Annotated in this window: 17 protein-coding genes; 9 read left to right on the top strand and 8 right to left on the bottom strand. The window is 61.3% G+C overall.

Annotation, left to right across the window (positions count from 1 at the left end; genetic code table 11):
• The first annotated feature begins 96 nt into the window (after positions 1 to 96).
• Positions 97 to 1,293: an MFS transporter gene (locus E4P01_RS25560; protein WP_005790807.1), complete on the top strand. Its 1,197-nt coding sequence runs from the start codon at positions 97 to 99 to the stop codon at positions 1,291 to 1,293.
• On the opposite strand, the gene arfB is transcribed toward E4P01_RS25560, so the two are convergent.
• Positions 1,290 to 1,703: an alternative ribosome rescue aminoacyl-tRNA hydrolase ArfB gene (gene arfB, locus E4P01_RS25555; protein WP_003193787.1), complete on the bottom strand. Its 414-nt coding sequence runs from the start codon at positions 1,701 to 1,703 to the stop codon at positions 1,290 to 1,292. The two genes, E4P01_RS25560 and arfB, sit on opposite strands and share 4 nt — an antisense overlap.
• Positions 1,704 to 1,812: 109 nt before the next feature.
• A complete protein-coding gene (locus tag E4P01_RS25550; RefSeq protein ID WP_032879735.1) occupies positions 1,813 to 3,231 on the bottom strand; it encodes an amino acid permease in 1,419 nt (472 codons plus the stop codon).
• A gap of 647 nt (positions 3,232 to 3,878) precedes the next feature.
• On the opposite strand from E4P01_RS25550, the gene E4P01_RS25545 reads away from it, so the two are divergent.
• Both E4P01_RS25545 and E4P01_RS25540 read left to right on the top strand, forming a co-directional pair.
• Complete coding sequence (locus E4P01_RS25545) at positions 3,879 to 4,016, top strand: hypothetical protein (protein WP_003237751.1); 138 nt, start codon at positions 3,879 to 3,881, stop codon at positions 4,014 to 4,016.
• Positions 4,017 to 4,089: 73 nt separating this feature from the next.
• Complete coding sequence (locus tag E4P01_RS25540) at positions 4,090 to 5,049, top strand: hypothetical protein (RefSeq protein WP_032879733.1); 960 nt, start codon at positions 4,090 to 4,092, stop codon at positions 5,047 to 5,049.
• A gap of 191 nt (positions 5,050 to 5,240) precedes the next feature.
• On the opposite strand, the gene rluB is transcribed toward E4P01_RS25540, so the two are convergent.
• From rluB to E4P01_RS25510, 6 genes are all read right to left on the bottom strand, one after another.
• The gene (gene rluB, locus E4P01_RS25535) at positions 5,241 to 6,461 is read right to left on the bottom strand and encodes a 23S rRNA pseudouridine(2605) synthase RluB (RefSeq protein ID WP_005790814.1); all 1,221 of its coding nucleotides are present in this window, start codon (positions 6,459 to 6,461) and stop codon (positions 5,241 to 5,243) included.
• A gap of 144 nt (positions 6,462 to 6,605) precedes the next feature.
• Positions 6,606 to 6,797 (bottom strand): DUF1289 domain-containing protein, encoded by a 192-nt coding sequence (locus tag E4P01_RS25530; RefSeq protein WP_216092016.1) that lies wholly within the window; start codon positions 6,795 to 6,797, stop codon positions 6,606 to 6,608.
• A gap of 148 nt (positions 6,798 to 6,945) precedes the next feature.
• Positions 6,946 to 7,860 (bottom strand): SMC-Scp complex subunit ScpB, encoded by a 915-nt coding sequence (gene scpB, locus E4P01_RS25525; RefSeq protein ID WP_032879731.1) that lies wholly within the window; start codon positions 7,858 to 7,860, stop codon positions 6,946 to 6,948.
• Between the two features lie 12 nt (positions 7,861 to 7,872).
• Positions 7,873 to 8,571, bottom strand: a complete 699-nt coding sequence (locus E4P01_RS25520; protein WP_164365898.1) for a ScpA family protein — start codon at positions 8,569 to 8,571, stop codon at positions 7,873 to 7,875.
• A gap of 120 nt (positions 8,572 to 8,691) precedes the next feature.
• The gene (locus E4P01_RS25515; protein WP_003193796.1) at positions 8,692 to 9,321 is read right to left on the bottom strand and encodes an L-threonylcarbamoyladenylate synthase; all 630 of its coding nucleotides are present in this window, start codon (positions 9,319 to 9,321) and stop codon (positions 8,692 to 8,694) included.
• Between the two features lie 13 nt (positions 9,322 to 9,334).
• Positions 9,335 to 10,198, bottom strand: coding sequence for a PHP domain-containing protein (locus tag E4P01_RS25510; protein WP_078822167.1), 864 nt, complete (start codon positions 10,196 to 10,198; stop codon positions 9,335 to 9,337).
• 87 nt (positions 10,199 to 10,285) lie between these two features.
• Here E4P01_RS25510 and E4P01_RS25505 point away from each other — a divergent pair, with 87 nt between their 5' ends.
• The 6 genes from E4P01_RS25505 (at position 10,286) to E4P01_RS25480 (ending at position 15,322) form a co-directional block, all read left to right on the top strand.
• Positions 10,286 to 10,882, top strand: a complete 597-nt coding sequence (locus E4P01_RS25505; RefSeq protein ID WP_005790819.1) for a septation protein A — start codon at positions 10,286 to 10,288, stop codon at positions 10,880 to 10,882.
• 1 nt (position 10,883) lies between these two features.
• A complete protein-coding gene (locus E4P01_RS25500; protein WP_005790820.1) occupies positions 10,884 to 11,183 on the top strand; it encodes a YciI family protein in 300 nt (99 codons plus the stop codon).
• 100 nt (positions 11,184 to 11,283) lie between these two features.
• Positions 11,284 to 11,961: a response regulator transcription factor gene (locus E4P01_RS25495; protein WP_078822169.1), complete on the top strand. Its 678-nt coding sequence runs from the start codon at positions 11,284 to 11,286 to the stop codon at positions 11,959 to 11,961.
• Positions 11,962 to 12,064: 103 nt separating this feature from the next.
• Positions 12,065 to 12,523: an LTXXQ domain protein gene (locus E4P01_RS25490; RefSeq protein WP_216092017.1), complete on the top strand. Its 459-nt coding sequence runs from the start codon at positions 12,065 to 12,067 to the stop codon at positions 12,521 to 12,523.
• A 65-nt stretch (positions 12,524 to 12,588) separates the two neighbouring features.
• Positions 12,589 to 13,932, top strand: a complete 1,344-nt coding sequence (locus E4P01_RS25485) for a HAMP domain-containing sensor histidine kinase (protein ID WP_216092018.1) — start codon at positions 12,589 to 12,591, stop codon at positions 13,930 to 13,932.
• A 40-nt stretch (positions 13,933 to 13,972) separates the two neighbouring features.
• Complete coding sequence (locus E4P01_RS25480; RefSeq protein WP_216092019.1) at positions 13,973 to 15,322, top strand: CoA transferase; 1,350 nt, start codon at positions 13,973 to 13,975, stop codon at positions 15,320 to 15,322.
• Positions 15,323 to 15,374 lie beyond the last annotated feature (52 nt).

Below are 15,374 nucleotides of genomic sequence, written 5' to 3'. Positions count from 1 at the left end.
TTGATCCGAGGTTTTACATTTTTGCCGCCCTGCCCGGCCTGCGCGCCGGTATCATTAGCAGCCTATCTTTACCTGCTGCGACAGTGGACCTCTCCCATGCCAGATACCCAGCGACCCATGGCCGTCACGCTGCAAGTCGTTTCCATCGTGCTGTTTACCTTTATCGGCTACCTGAATATCGGCATCCCCCTGGCTGTACTGCCGGGCTATGTGCATAGCCAATTGGGCTATGGCGCCGTGATCGCCGGGCTGGTCATCAGCGTGCAATACCTGGCGACCCTGTTGAGCCGCCCCTATGCCGGCAAGATTATCGACAACCTGGGCAGCAAGCGCGCCGTGCTGATTGGCCTGGTGGGCTGCGGTTCAAGTGGCGTGTTCATGTTGCTGGCGGCGTGGTTTTCCAGCCTGCCGGCAGTGAGCCTGGGCAGCCTGTTGATCGGTCGACTGGTGCTGGGCAGCGCCGAAAGCCTGGTGGGTTCCGGCGCGATCGGCTGGGGCATCGGCCGCGTTGGCGCGGCGAACACCGCCAAAGTCATCTCCTGGAACGGTATCGCCAGCTACGGCGCGCTGGCGGTCGGCGCACCATTGGGGGTGCTGTTGGTCAGCCGGTTCGGGCTGTGGAGCATGGGCGTGAGCATCATTCTGCTCGCCGTGCTGGGCGTGTTGTTGGCCTGGAAAAAACAAGCCGCGCCGATTGTACCCGGCGTACGTCTGCCGTTCATGAATGTGCTGGGCCGCGTGTTGCCACACGGTTGCGCGCTGGCGCTGGGCTCCATCGGCTTTGGCACCATCGCCACCTTTATCACCCTGTATTACACCACCCAGCACTGGGATAACGCGGTGTGGGCCTTGAGCCTGTTCGGCGCCAGTTTTATCGGCGCACGCTTGCTGTTTGGCAATTTGATCAACCGCATTGGCGGCTTTCGCGTCGCGATTGCCTGCCTGTCGGTGGAAGTCCTCGGCCTGCTGTTGCTGTGGCTGGCGCCGGATGCCCAACTGGCGCTGGCTGGCGCGGCGTTGAGCGGCTTCGGCTTTTCTCTGGTATTTCCGGCGCTGGGCGTGGAGGCGGTCAACCTGGTGCCCGCCTCCAGCCGTGGCTCGGCGGTAGGCGCCTATTCGCTGTTTATCGACTTGTCCCTGGGCATCACCGGGCCACTGGCAGGCGCCGTGGCAGCAGGTTTCGGCTTTGCATCGATCTTCCTGTTCGCCGCCCTCGCCGCCGCCGCCGGTTTGCTGCTGAGTCTATACCTGTACCGCCAGGCACCCAAGGCCCGGGAAACGCGCGACGCCTAGAAGTCGACCTTGCCTCGCCCGGCCTTGATGCTGCCGCGCTTGGTCTTGGACTCCAGGCGGCGCTTCTTGGACCCCAGGGTGGGCTTGGTCGGACGGCGCTTTTTCTCGACCTTGGTGGCGCTCTGGATCAACTCCACCAGGCGCTCCAACGCATCGGCACGATTCTGCTCCTGGGTACGGTATTGCTGGGCCTTGAGCACCAGCACACCTTCGCTGGTAATACGGCTGTCGCGTAGCGCCAGCAAGCGTTCCTTGTAGAACTCCGGTAATGAAGACGCCGGAATATCAAACCGCAGGTGCACTGCGCTCGACACCTTGTTGACGTTCTGACCACCGGCGCCCTGGGCGCGGATCGCGGTCAGCTCGATCTCGGCATCGGGCAGCTGTACGTTATTGGAAATCACCAGCATGAGTAACACGGTCCTCCGGAAGAAGCCCTAGGATACGCGAATGCACCTTGGCCATCCCCTCAAACAACAAACCCGGCACAAGGCCGGGTCTGCTTAACAACATTGACGCTTACTTCACCGCGGGGACCGCCATATCCACGGACTGCTGCGCCCGCTTGTTCTTGATCCAGTAACACACCCCCATGAACGCCACCCACACCGGGATCGCGTACACCGAGCGGTCAATGCCTGGAATCATCAACATGGTGCCCAGGATAAACACCACGAACGCCACACAGATAATGTTGCCATACGGATACCACAGCGCCTTGAACAGCGGCACCTGGCCGGTGCGATTCATGTGCTGGCGGAACTTGAAGTGCGAGAAGCTGATCATCGCCCAGTTGATCACCAGCGTGGCCACCACCAGCGACATCAGCAGTTCCAGCGCGTTATGGGGCATCAGGTAGTTCATCAGCACCGCCACCAGGGTGATCGCCGCCGAGGCCAGGATCGAGCGCACCGGCACGCCACGCTTGTCGATCTTCGCCAGGGCCTTGGGCGCGTCGCCCTGCTCGGCCATGCCCAGCAACATACGGCTATTGCAGTAGGTGCCGCTGTTGTACACCGACAGCGCCGCCGTCAGCACCACGAAGTTGAGGATATGCGCGGCGGTATTGCTGCCCAGCATCGAGAACACCTGCACGAACGGGCTGCCACTGTAGGCATCGCCAGAGGCGTTGAGAGTCGCCAGCAGGCTGTCCCACGGCGTCAACGACAACAGCACCACCAGGGCACCGATGTAGAAAATCAGGATGCGGTAGATCACCTGATTGATCGCCTTGGGGATCACGGTGCGTGGTTGATCGGCTTCGGCGGCGGTAAAACCAAGCATTTCCAGGCCGCCGAACGAGAACATGATGATCGCCATGGCCATCACCAACCCGCCAACACCATGGGGGAAAAACCCGCCGTGGTCCCACAGGTTGCTCACCGAGGCTTGCGGGCCGCCGCTGCCACTGACCAGCAGGTAGCTGCCCAAGGCAATCATGCCGACAATTGCCACCACCTTGATGATGGCAAACCAGAACTCGGCTTCACCGAAGACCTTTACGTTGGCCAGGTTTATCACGTTGATCAGCACGAAGAAAGCCGCCGCAGACACCCAGGTCGGGATCTCCGGCCACCAGTAGTGCACGTATTTGCCGACAGCGGTCAGCTCCGACATACCCACCAGAATGTAAAGAATCCAGCAGTTCCAGCCCGACAGAAAGCCGGCGAAACCGCCCCAGTATTTGTGGGCAAAATGGCTGAACGAACCGGCTACCGGCTCTTCGACGATCATCTCGCCGAGCTGGCGCATGATCATGAAGGCGATAAAGCCGCAGATGGCATAGCCCAGGATCATCGACGGGCCGGCGGATTTGAGCACCCCGGCCGAGCCCAGGAACAGGCCGGTACCGATGGCGCCACCGAGGGCGATCAACTGGATATGCCGATTTTTCAGGCCGCGTTTCAGCTCGCCTGAAGAGGAATGGGTTCCACTCATGAAAGGGTCTCACGCAAGGTTTGAGGATATGAATGCAGGTTGCTGCCTTGAATTACCAACTCAAGCAGCGCCGTTCAAACCCCAGCGCAGGCACCAGGAGTACAGCGTCTTTCTAATGGTCATACGTCACCTGTTTGTTTTTATCTGTGACGAAATCGAACCCGTCCGGCTCGTGGCCAGGCGGAATGATCAGGGGGATCGAACCCTGAGGTCTTGGCCTTTTGCGTGGGTACGCAAGGGGGGTCACAGTAAAACGCGGCGCATTGTACACCGCTCGACAGCTTCGGCACGCCCCAACAGAGTGCACGCGACAAACTGTCAGCCAATCCTTACAGCTACAGGTCGCCCAAGACTCCCGGGGCAAATTCGTAAACTTATCGTTACAATGCGGAAACACTGCGTTACAGCCAGGTTTTATGGACAGCCAACGGAAAATTGTCAGTGGGGATTTTCTGAATAAACGGTTCAGCCAATACGCTGTTTTTTCTGAATAAAAAATAGCTCGCCAAAAACAGAAGAAAAAATCCAAATGAAACCGTGTCAATATTTTTTTTGCATTTTGAAACACTCTCTTCTAGGTTCTTTCCACTTGCCCACGAAGCCCGCGGGCAAGCCGTTCTCAATCAACGTCCTCTAGGAGATACACCATGCAAGCACTGGAAAAAGACCTGGAAACCGAACTGCAACTCGACGATTGGTTTGAAGCGCCGACCCATGAGGCCGCCGTTGAAATGATGCAAGCCGATGCCGTTGTGCCTTTCGGCACCGCGATGTGGCCTTTCTAATACCCGGCAGGCATCCGGCAGGTGCTGTGCACGGCACCTGCCCCCTTACCCAAGGCACAGAAGGACACCCGTCATGGACAAGGCCCGCGCCGTCGAACACTTTCTCTACTACCTCGCACACCACCCAGCCCTCAGCGGCCTGAGTCGCCCCACCGTGCTGCTGGGCCATACCGAACGCTACGACGCCATCGCCCAGGCAATCACCCACGGCAGCGCCGCCCGCTTCAACTTCCAGTTGCAACGCCTGGACCTGGCTCCCAGCGAAGCCCTGGTGCAAGCCATCGAAGACTGTGACCTGTACCTGTTTCTCTACGACTCTTCCACCCTGCCCAACCCACGCGCCGAAGGCCCGGACTTTATCCGCGCCCTGCACGGCGTGATGGCCGAGCACTGGAAGAAATCCCTGCTATTCAAGGATTATGGTGATTACTTCTACGACACCTTCAGCGTCGAGCCACAGCGTATTGCCGACCTTAACGCCACGCTGATCCGACGCATGTCCCAGGCCAATGTGCTGAGCTTCACCGACAAGCACGGTTCACGTCTTGAAGCGCCGATGAGCAGCATCAAGAAGTGGACCAATATCAACGGCGTCGGCAACCACGACCTGGCCCCCGGCGAAATCGCCACCCACAGTGAAGCCATCAACGGCCAGGTGCGGTTTGTCGGTACCTTCCTCAGCACTATTCCGTTTGCGCGCAAATACGGCGTGCTGCAATCACCGCTGGAATTGTGGATCGAGAACTCGACCATTTGCAGCGTGGCCAGCGACGTGCCGGGGCTGGCGGATGATTTCAACAAGTACCTGAATGCCAACCCGTCCAACCGTCGGGTGGAGGAGCTAGGGATTGGCACCAACGAAGGGGTCAAGGATCTGTATGCGCGCAATGCCGGGTTCGAGGAGCGCCATTGCGGGCTGCACCTGGGCCTGGGCGGCGGGCAGAAAGGCAGTCATCACTTGGATTTGATCTTTGCCAGTGGGGTGTTGGCGCTGGATGACAAGCCGGTGTTTGATGGCTCCTTTGCCTTTTAAAAGATCATCAGACGTGTAGATATCCCTGTGGGAGCCGGGCTTGCCCGCGATAGCGGTGGGTCAGTTAGCACAAAGGTGACTGGCACACCGCTATCGCAGGCAAGCCAGCTCCCACAGTTGATTGCATTTCAAATTCAGATCAAAAAAAACGCCAACCCTAGGGTTGGCGTTTTTATGCAGCGCTTAACGCATCACTGCGGCTTCTTGCGACCAAAACCAGGACGCTGACCCGAACCTGCCGGGGCGCCACGGCGCTTGCCCGACGGCTCATCAGCTACCAGTTTCGGGCCAGGGCGCTTGTTCGCCGCTGGCTTGGCTGGACGCTTGGTACTGGCGTTGTCGGCCGGGCGATCGGCTTCACCACGGTTGCTGCGACCGCCGCTTGGCGCTTCGCCACGGGCCGGGCGCGGTGTGCGTGGTGCACGATCACCTTCCTGGCGGGACGGTGCGGTTGGGCGACGCTCACCTTCGATCTGCGGCTCGCGAGAAATACGACCGCCGGTTGCCGGTGCATTCAGCGCCGGGCGCAGGGTGCGAGCCACGCGCTCGGTACGCGCAACAGGGCGCGACGATTTACGCTGCATACGCTCGAGCTTGTCTTTGCTCTTGGCGTTCATCTGCGGCATGGCGACAGGCGTCAGGCCAACTTCGGCGCTGAGGATGTCGACTTCGTACTGGCTCATTTCGCGCCAGCGGCCCATCGGCAGGTCGGAGTTCAGGAACACCGGGCCGAAACGCACGCGCTTGAGGCGGCTGACCACCAGCCCCTGGGATTCCCACAGGCGACGCACTTCACGGTTACGCCCTTCCATCACCACGCAGTGGTACCAGTGGTTGAAACCTTCGCCGCCTGGCGCCTGCTTGATGTCGGTGAACTTGGCCGGGCCGTCTTCCAGCACCACGCCGGCCTTGAGGCGTTCGATCATCTCGTCATCGACTTCACCGCGTACACGCACGGCGTATTCACGATCCATCTCGTAGGACGGGTGCATCAGGCGGTTGGCCAGTTCGCCGTCAGTGGTGAACATCAGCAAGCCGGTGGTGTTGATGTCCAGACGACCGATGTTGATCCAGCGGCCTTCCTTGGGCTTGGGCATCTTGTCGAACACGGTCGGACGGCCTTCCGGGTCGTCACGGGTGCAGATTTCGCCATCGGGCTTGTTGTACATGATCACCCGGCGCACCGATTCGGCGGCCTCTTCACGCTTGATGACCTTGCCATCAATGGTGATTGCATCGTGCAGGTCGACGCGCTGGCCGAGGGTAGCCTCGACGCCGTTGACCTTGATGCGCTTCTGGGTAATCCAGGCTTCGACGTCGCGGCGCGAGCCCACGCCGATACGCGCCAGCACTTTTTGCAGCTTTTCGCCTGCTGGGCCGATTTCCTGGTCTTTCTGGTCTTGGTCATTCATCGTAAGCACCTCCCGGTGGGTCGATTCAGGCGTGGCCTGAGGGGTCTTGAAAGCGGGGCCTTGGCCGAATAGGTCGGCAAGGGGTCGAGAATCATACGCGCATGGCGCGTGTTGCGCATCACAGACTAGTCGATAACGTCCAAGTCATTTGCTTTTCCGCCGACCGGTGGCACCCAGCGCCAGCAATCGCAGCTCGGCTTCAGCCAGCACCGTGCGCTTGTCGACTTTGTCGAGCTTCTTCCAGGCGCGGATTTCGCGCTTGCTGCGGCCACAACCGACGCAGATGTCGTTGGCGAACTTGCAGATGCTGATGCACGGGTCTTTGGTGGAACTCATGTTTTCTCCCAGACAATCCAGACCAATGGAGACAATGGAGATCCAATGTGGGAGGGGGCTTGCTCCCGATAGCAGTGGATCAGTTGATGCATCTGCTGCCTGACACTCCGCTATCGGGAGCAAGCCCCCTCCCACAGTTTTTATTGCGTCAGTCTTCGAGTTGGCGGCGTTCGTTTTCGATGGCTTCGGCCAGCGCCCGGGCTTCGTCTTCTTCGTCGCTCAGCGGCGGCTGTTCCAGGGCGGCGACGGCGGCCAGCAGTTTTTCCCGGGCATCGGCGACGCCGAGGATGTCTTCTTCGACTTCGGGCTCGGGTTCAACGTTCACCTCGGTCTGCGGCTCGTCGGCAGCATCACGCAACAGGTCGTCAAAATCAGTCTTGATCCCTTGCTCCATATCATCGAGCTCCAACAACAGCGTATGGAAGCTGGTTTCGTCCTTGGGCTCCTCCGGCTCGGCGCTGGCATCGGCCAGTTCCTGCAGGCTTTGCGGCACCGGCGCATCGTCGAAGTCGAGCACCGGCTCGGCCTCCATTTCGCGCAGTTCAGCCAGGGGCGGCAGGTCGTCGAGGTTCTTCAGGTTGAAATGATCGAGGAACACCTTGGTGGTGGCGAACATCGCCGGTTTGCCGGGCACGTCGCGGTAACCCACGATGCGGATCCACTCGCGCTCCAGCAGGGTCTTGACGATATGGCTGTTGACCGCCACACCACGCACGTCCTCGATTTCGCCACGGGTAATCGGCTGGCGATAGGCGATCAGCGCCATGGTCTCCAGCATTGCCCGCGAATAACGCTGCGGCCGCTCTTCCCACAAGCGCCCCACCCACGGCGAAAACTTCTCACGGATCTGCAGGCGATAACCCGACGCCACTTCGCGCAACTCAAAGGCACGGCCGTCGCAGGACTTGCGCAGGATCTCCAGCGCCTTCTTGAATACCGGCGGCTCCGGGCGTTCAGCTTCTTCAAAGAGTTCGAACAGGCGCTCCAGGGATTGCGGTTTACCCGAGGCCAGGAGAAAGGCCTCCAGCAAGGGTGCCAGTTCGCGGGGTTCAGTCAGATTCATCGATTCAGCTCGTTATTCGGCTCGCGCCCGCACGTGGATAGCCGCAAAAGGCTCATTCTGCACCAGCTCGACCAAGGATTCCTTGACCAGTTCGAGGATCGCCATAAAGGTCACCACCACACCTAGTCGGCCTTCTTCGGCGGTGAACAGCTCCACAAACGGCACAAACCCACCGCCCTTCAGGCGTTCCAGCACATCACTCATGCGCTCGCGGGTAGACAGCGCTTCGCGGCTGACCTGGTGGCTTTCAAACATATCGCCACGGCGCAACACCTCGGCCATGGACATCAGCAATTCTTCCAGGCTCACGTCCGGCAGCAATTTGCGCGCACGGGCCTCGGGTGCGTCCAGCTTGGGCACCACCACATCACGACCCACGCGGCTCAGGCCGTCAATGCCTTCGGCGGCGGCCTTGAAGCGTTCGTACTCCTGCAAGCGGCGGATCAGTTCGGCGCGCGGGTCATCCTCTTCGGCTTCGACGGTCTCCGAACGCGGCAACAACATGCGCGACTTGATCTCGGCGAGCATGGCGGCCATCACCAGGTACTCGGCGGCCAGCTCCAGGCGCACCGACTGCATCAGCTCGACGTAGCCCATGTACTGACGGGTGATTTCTGCCACCGGGATGTCGAGGATATTGATGTTCTGCTTGCGGATCAGGTACAGCAGCAAGTCCAGCGGGCCTTCGAAGGCTTCCAGGAAGACCTCCAGGGCATCCGGTGGAATGTACAGGTCCAGGGGCATTTCCATGACCGCCTGGCCATAGACCATGGCGAACGGCAGTTCCTGCTGGGCGCCGGCCTGGGGATCAGCGGTTTCCACGGCCGACATTCAGGCCTCGACCATAAATGGCGCCGGATCGCCACAGCCCACACGCACCACTTCAGGCTCGCCGTCAGCCAGGTTGATCACCGTCGAGGCTTTGTTGCCGCCGTAGCCGCCATCGATGATCAGGTCGACATGCTTTTCCAGCAGGCGCCGCATTTCGTAAGGGTCGTACAACGGTTCGGTTTCACCGGGCAGGATCAACGACACGCTCATCAGCGGCTCACCCAGCTCGGCCAACAGCGCCAGGGCTATCGGGTGTTCCGGCACGCGCAGGCCGATGGTGCGCTTCTTGGGGTGCAATAACAGGCGCGGCACTTCGCGGGTGGCATTGAGAATGAAGGTATAAGGCCCCGGCGTATGGGCCTTGAGCAGGCGGAACGTACCGGTGTCGACCTTGGCGAACAGGCCCAGTTGAGACAAGTCGCTGCAAATCAGTGCGAAGTTGTGCTTGTCGTCCAGCTGGCGCAGGCGCCTTACACGCTCGACCGCGCCTTTGTCGCCGATCTGGCAACCGATGGCGTAGGACGAATCAGTTGGATAGATCACCACGCCGCCGGCTCGGATGATCTCCACGGCCTGTTTAATCAGGCGCGCCTGAGGGTTTTCCGGATGAATCTGGAAGAATTGACTCACGTGCTCTACCTGTTCAGACGGTGGCAATAATGGGGTCATGCTTGAATCGCCCCCACAACAGCGGCAGATCTTCCGGGACCTGGCGATACTCGCCAATCTCGGACCAGCCGCCTGGGCCATGAAAATCACTGCCGGCACTGACCAGCAGACCAAATTCGCGAGCAAGGATCGCCAGGCTGCCGACCTGTTCCGCCGGTTGATGCCCGTTGACCACCTCGATCGCGTGGCCACCCGCACCAATATAGTCGCTGATCAGCTTGCGGCGCTTGCTGCGGGTGAAATCGTAATGCCAGGGATGCGCCAGGCTGACCCAGGCCCCGGAAGCCCGCAAGGTCTGGACGGTGTCTTCTAGGGTCGGCCAATGCAGCTTCACATCGCCCAACTTGCCGGCCCCCAGCCATTTGCGAAAGGCTTCGGCGCGATCCTTGACATAGCCTTCGCGCACCATCCAGTCGGCAAAGTGCGGACGGGCCGGTGCGTTGCCGCTGTCACCCAGTTCCTGCTGGATGGCACGGGCGCCGTCGAGGGCACCTGGCATGCCTTTAAGGCTGAGCTTGCGGCTTATTTCTTCGGACCGCAGCCAGCGGCCATCGTGCAATTGGGCAATGGCCGCCACCAACGGCGGGGCATTCTGATCGAAACCGTAGCCAAGTACATGAATGGTGGCGCCGCCCCAGGTGCAGGACAATTCCACCCCGTTGACCAGTTGCATGCCCAAAGAACGCGCGGCTTCGCGGGCTTCATCGAGACCCTCGAGGGTGTCGTGGTCGGTCAACGCCAGCACTTGCACGCCTTTTTCAAACGCACGCGCAACCAGTACCGCGGGCGCCAGGGCGCCGTCGGAGGCCGTGCTGTGGCAGTGCAAATCAACATTCACGTGGGTATGTAACCTCAAGTCAGCTGGCGCTATCGCAACCAAGGATGTTTGTTATTATGCCGCCACATCCAGCTTCTGGCTCTTACTGTGAAACAATTCATCGACTTCATCCCGCTGTTGCTGTTTTTCATCGTTACCAAACTCGACCCCAGGGTCATCGAAATCGCCGGTCACGAGCTGTCGTTCGGGGGTATCTACAGTGCCACTGCCGTACTGATCATCAGCTCCATCGTGGTCTACGGCGCCATCTTCATCTCCCAGCGCAAGCTGGAAAAAAGCCAATGGCTGACCCTTATCGCCTGCCTGGTCTTTGGCGGACTGACCCTGGCCTTCCACAGCGAAACCTTCCTTAAATGGAAAGCCCCGGTGGTCAACTGGCTGTTTGCCCTGGTCTTTATCGGCAGCCACTTCATCGGTGACCGCCTGCTGATCAAGCGGATCATGGGCCACGCGCTGACCTTGCCGGAACCGGTGTGGGTGCGCCTGAACGTGGCCTGGATCGTGTTTTTCCTGTTCTGTGGTGCGGCCAACCTGTTCGTGGCCTTTACCTTCCAGGACTACTGGGTCGATTTCAAGGTGTTCGGCAGCCTGGGCATGACCGTATTGTTCCTGATCGGCCAGGGGATCTACCTGTCGCGTCACCTGCATGACACCGCGCCTACCACGCCGAAAACCGAGGACTGACATGCTCTACGCCATCATTGCCACCGATATTGCCAACTCGCTGGAAAAACGCCTGAGCGTACGCCCCGCCCACGTCGAGCGCCTTAAACAGCTGCAAGCCGAAGGCCGTATCGTACTGGCCGGCCCGCACCCGGCGGTCGACAGCAATGACCCGGGCGACGCCGGTTTCACCGGCAGCCTGATTGTCGCCGAGTTCGCCTCCCTGGCCGACGCCCAGGCCTGGGCCAAGGCCGACCCCTATGTCGCAGCAGGCGTCTACGCTGATGTGGTGATCAAGCCGTTCAAGCAAGTCCTGCCTTGAACCCGGCTGCGTCGAACCTAATCGTTTCGGCGCACTCCTAATGGCTCACGGCGGCACCGGTGGGGTCGTCGCCGTCGACAATGGCTAAATCGAGTGAGTCATGAGCGAGCTGTTACTGATAGATGATGACCAGGAGCTCTGTGAGCTGCTGAACAGTTGGTTGAGCCAGGAAGGCTTCCAGGTGCGCGCCTGCCACGATGGCCTGAGCGCCCGCAAAGCCTTGGCCGAAGCCGCCCCGGCGGCGGTGGTGCTCGACGTGATGTTGCCCGACGGCAGCGGCCTGGAGCTGCTCAAGCAACTGCGCAACGACCACCCGGAACTGCCGGTGCTGATGCTCTCGGCGCGGGGCGAACCCCTGGACCGCATCCTCGGCCTGGAGCTGGGCGCCGACGACTACCTGGCCAAGCCTTGCGATCCGCGCGAACTGACCGCCCGCCTGCGTGCCGTATTGCGCCGCAGCCACCCGACCGCGGTCTCGACCCAGCTTGAGCTGGGCGACCTGTGCTTCAGCCCGGTGCGCGGCGTGGTGAGCATCGATGACCAGGAGTTCACCCTGACCGTCTCCGAAAGCCGCCTGCTCGAAGCCTTGCTGCGCCAGCCCGGCGAGCCCCTCGATAAACAGGAACTGGCGCAGATCGCCCTGGGCCGCAAGTTGACCCTTTACGATCGCAGCCTGGACATGCACGTCAGCAACCTGCGCAAAAAGATCGGCCCGCACCCGGATGGCCGGCCGCGGATCGTGGCGCTGCGCAGTCGCGGCTACTACTACAGCCTCTAGAGGCAGCCTTACCAAATCTTTACCCTCCGCTGACGGCGGCTGACCTTGCGCTGCGTAACCTACTCACATCCGGACTCACCGGAATAGAGACAGGAGAATCACCATGCGCAAGACCCTTATCGCTTTGATGCTCGCCGCTGCACTGCCTACCGTTGCCATGGCCATGCCTGAAGGCCCAGGCCCGATGGGCGGCCACGAAGGCCACATGATGGGCAGCCCGGGCCACGGTGAACACGGCCCGCGTGGTAAAGGCGGCCCGTTCAGCCAGCTAGACTTGAGCAAGGAACAGCGCGAGCAGATCCGCAAGCTGATGGGTGACCAATGGCACGCTCGCAAGGACCTGACCCAAAAGTACCTGGACAAACTCCCGGCCGCTGACCAGAAAGCCATGCAGGACGAGATCGCCGCCGGCAAGCAGAAAACCCAGGCCAATATCCGCGCCGTGCTCAAGCCTGACCAGCAGAAGCAATACGACGAGATCGTCAAGAAGCAAGCCGAGCGCCGCGCCGAGTGGAAGCAATTCCAGGAATGGAAAGCCCAGCAAGCGCAAAAAGCGCAATAATGCAAACGTAATGCCTACGGCCCAGTGGTTCACACCACTGGGCTTTTCCTGTTTGAGGGTTTCCTGTGCGTTCATTGTTCTGGCGTATCCTGGCGAGTTTCTGGCTGGCCATCGCCCTGGTTGGCGGGTTGTCGATTCTGCTTGGGCATATGCTCAACCAGGACGCCTGGATTCTCAGCCGCCACCCCGGCCTGAACAACCTGGCGCAAGAGTGGACGCAACTCTACGAAGCCCAGGGTGAGGACGCCGCCCAGGACTTGCTGCAACAGCGCAAACGCCATTACCACATCGATGTGCAAGTGCTTAACGAGAGCGGCGAGCCGGTGGTGCGCGGTACCTTCCCGCGTCGCGCCGCCGCCTTTGAAGCCCGGCAGAATGACAGCCAGGACGGCCACCTGCCCTGGCGGCGCCTGACCGCCGAGTACACCAGCGACAAAACCGGCGACACCTACCTGCTGATCTACCGCATTCCCCACCCGGAGTTGGAAGCCTGGCACCGCAGTAGCCTGCTGTGGCCGCTCAGTGCCCTGGCGATTACCCTGGTGGTGTTGACCCTGTTCAGCCTGCTGGTGACCTTGTCCATCACCCGCCCACTCAGCCGCCTGCGCGGCGCGGTGCATGACCTGGGGCAAACCACCTATCAACAAAACAGCTTGGCGCAACTGGCCAACAGGCGCGACGAATTCGGTGTGTTGGCCAATGACTTCAACCGCATGGGCGCGCGCCTGCAAAGCCTGATCGGTAGCCAGCGCCAGTTGCTGCGCGACGTGTCCCACGAACTGCGCTCGCCCCTGGCACGCTTGCGTATCGCCCTGGCCCTGGCCGAGCGCGCCAGCCCCGAAGAACGGGAAAAACTCTGGCCACGCCTGACCCGCGAATGCGACCGCCTGGAAGCCTTGATCAGCGAAATCCTGGTCCTGGCGCGGGTCGACGCCGACAACGCCAGCGCCGAAGACATTGACCTCAACCCATTGCTCAAGACCCTGCAAAAGGACGCCCAGCTCGGCGCGCCCGAGCAAGTGGTGCACCTCAGCACCGACGTCGACCTGCGGCTCAAGGGCTGGCCGACCATGATCGAGCGCGCCGTGGATAACCTTCTGCGCAATGCCCAACGCTTCAACCCGGCCGGCCAACCGATTCAATTGCAGGCCCAGCATCAAAACGGGCGCATTCTGATCAGCGTACGCGACCACGGCCCCGGCGTTGATGCCGAGCACCTGGGCCAACTGGGCGAGCCGTTTTACCGTGCGCCGGGCCAGACTGCGCAAGGTCATGGCCTGGGCCTGGCCATCGCCCGCCGTGCTGCCGAGCGCCATGGCGGCACCCTGATCCTGGCCAATCATCCCGACGGCGGTTTTATCGCCAGTATCGAACTGCCCTTGATCCCAGGGGCTGCCACACCGGTGTGATGTTCTTCTATAGTGGCCCTTCTCTTACGGAGGGCCTTAGATGACTGACCTGCTGACTCCCATCCAAGCTGCACTCGATTTACCGCACATTGCGCTGCCCGAGACCTCGGCAGGCGCGCTGCCCTCGTCCTTCGCCGTGACCGACCTGGCCGTCGCCAGCATCGGCGCCGCTGGCCAGGCTGTTGCCCAGTTGATCCAGCAACAGACCGGGCGGCTGCCCAGCGTCAGCGTGGATCGGCGTCTCGCCTCGCTGTGGTTTTCTTCGTCGATTCGCCCAGTGGGTTGGCAAGTACCGCCGCTGTGGGACCCAGTGGCCGGTGACTACGCCAGCGCCGAGGGCTGGATTCGTCTGCACACCAATGCACCCCATCACCGTGCAGCGGCCGAACGGGTGCTTGGGCCTGTGGCCGACCGCGCCGAGATGGCGACCAAAGTCGCTACATGGAACGCCGCAGAACTGGAACAGGCCATTGTCGACGCCGGCGGTTGTGCGGCGCAGATGCGTACGTGGCAAGCCTGGCAGCAGCATCCGCAAGGCTTGGCGGTGAATGCCGAAGAGTTGATACAGCGTCAGGTCTTCGACCCTGGTATCGACAAACCCTGGCTTGGCTCACCTGCGCGCCCGCTGGCGGGTATCAAGGTGCTGGACTTGACCCGCGTATTGGCCGGCCCCGTGGCCAGTCGTTTCCTCGCCGGATTGGGTGCAGATGTACTGCGCATTGATTCGCCAACCTGGAACGAACCGGGCGTGGTACCGGAAATGACCCTGGGCAAGCGCTGTGCCCGCCTCGACCTGAAAAGCCCTGAAGGCCGGCAGGTATTCGAAGCCTTGCTCAAGCACGCTGACGTACTGTTCCATGGTTACCGCGCCGATGCACTGGAACAGCTGGGTTACACCCTCGGCGAGCGCCAACATATCGCCCCCGGCCTGATTGACGTCAGCCTCAATGCCTATGGCTGGAGTGGCCCGTGGCGTAACCGTCGCGGTTTTGACAGCCTGGTGCAGATGAGCAGCGGGATCGCCGAGGCGGGCATGGCCTGGAAGCAGGCGGATAAGCCCGTGCCGCTGCCGGTGCAGGCGCTGGATCACGCTACCGGTTACCTGATGGCCGCCAGTGCGATCCAGGCCTTGAGCGAGCGGTTTGCGTCAGGTCGGGGCGGTTCGGCGCGGTTGTCACTGGCGCGCACGGCCAAGTTGCTGGTGGACGCAGGGCAGGTGCCGCAGCAGGCAGCGTTGCGCGGCGAAGACATCAATGATCAAGGCTTGGTGGTAGAGCAGACCCCCTGGGGCCAGGCCCATCGGTTACTGGCGCCGCTGAGCATCAGTGGCACGCCGTTGCAGTGGGATTTGCCGGCAGGGGAATTGGGCGCGCACCGGCCTCAGTGGTGAACTGAAGACCGCCATCGGGGGCAAGCCCCCTCCCACTTTTGAATGTATTCAC

Source organism: Pseudomonas sp. NCIMB 10586 (assembly GCF_023127895.1).
GTDB lineage: Bacteria > Pseudomonadota > Gammaproteobacteria > Pseudomonadales > Pseudomonadaceae > Aquipseudomonas > Aquipseudomonas synxantha_A.
Note: the sequence above shows the minus strand (reverse complement) of the source record. Positions and strands in the feature narration are given on the sequence as shown.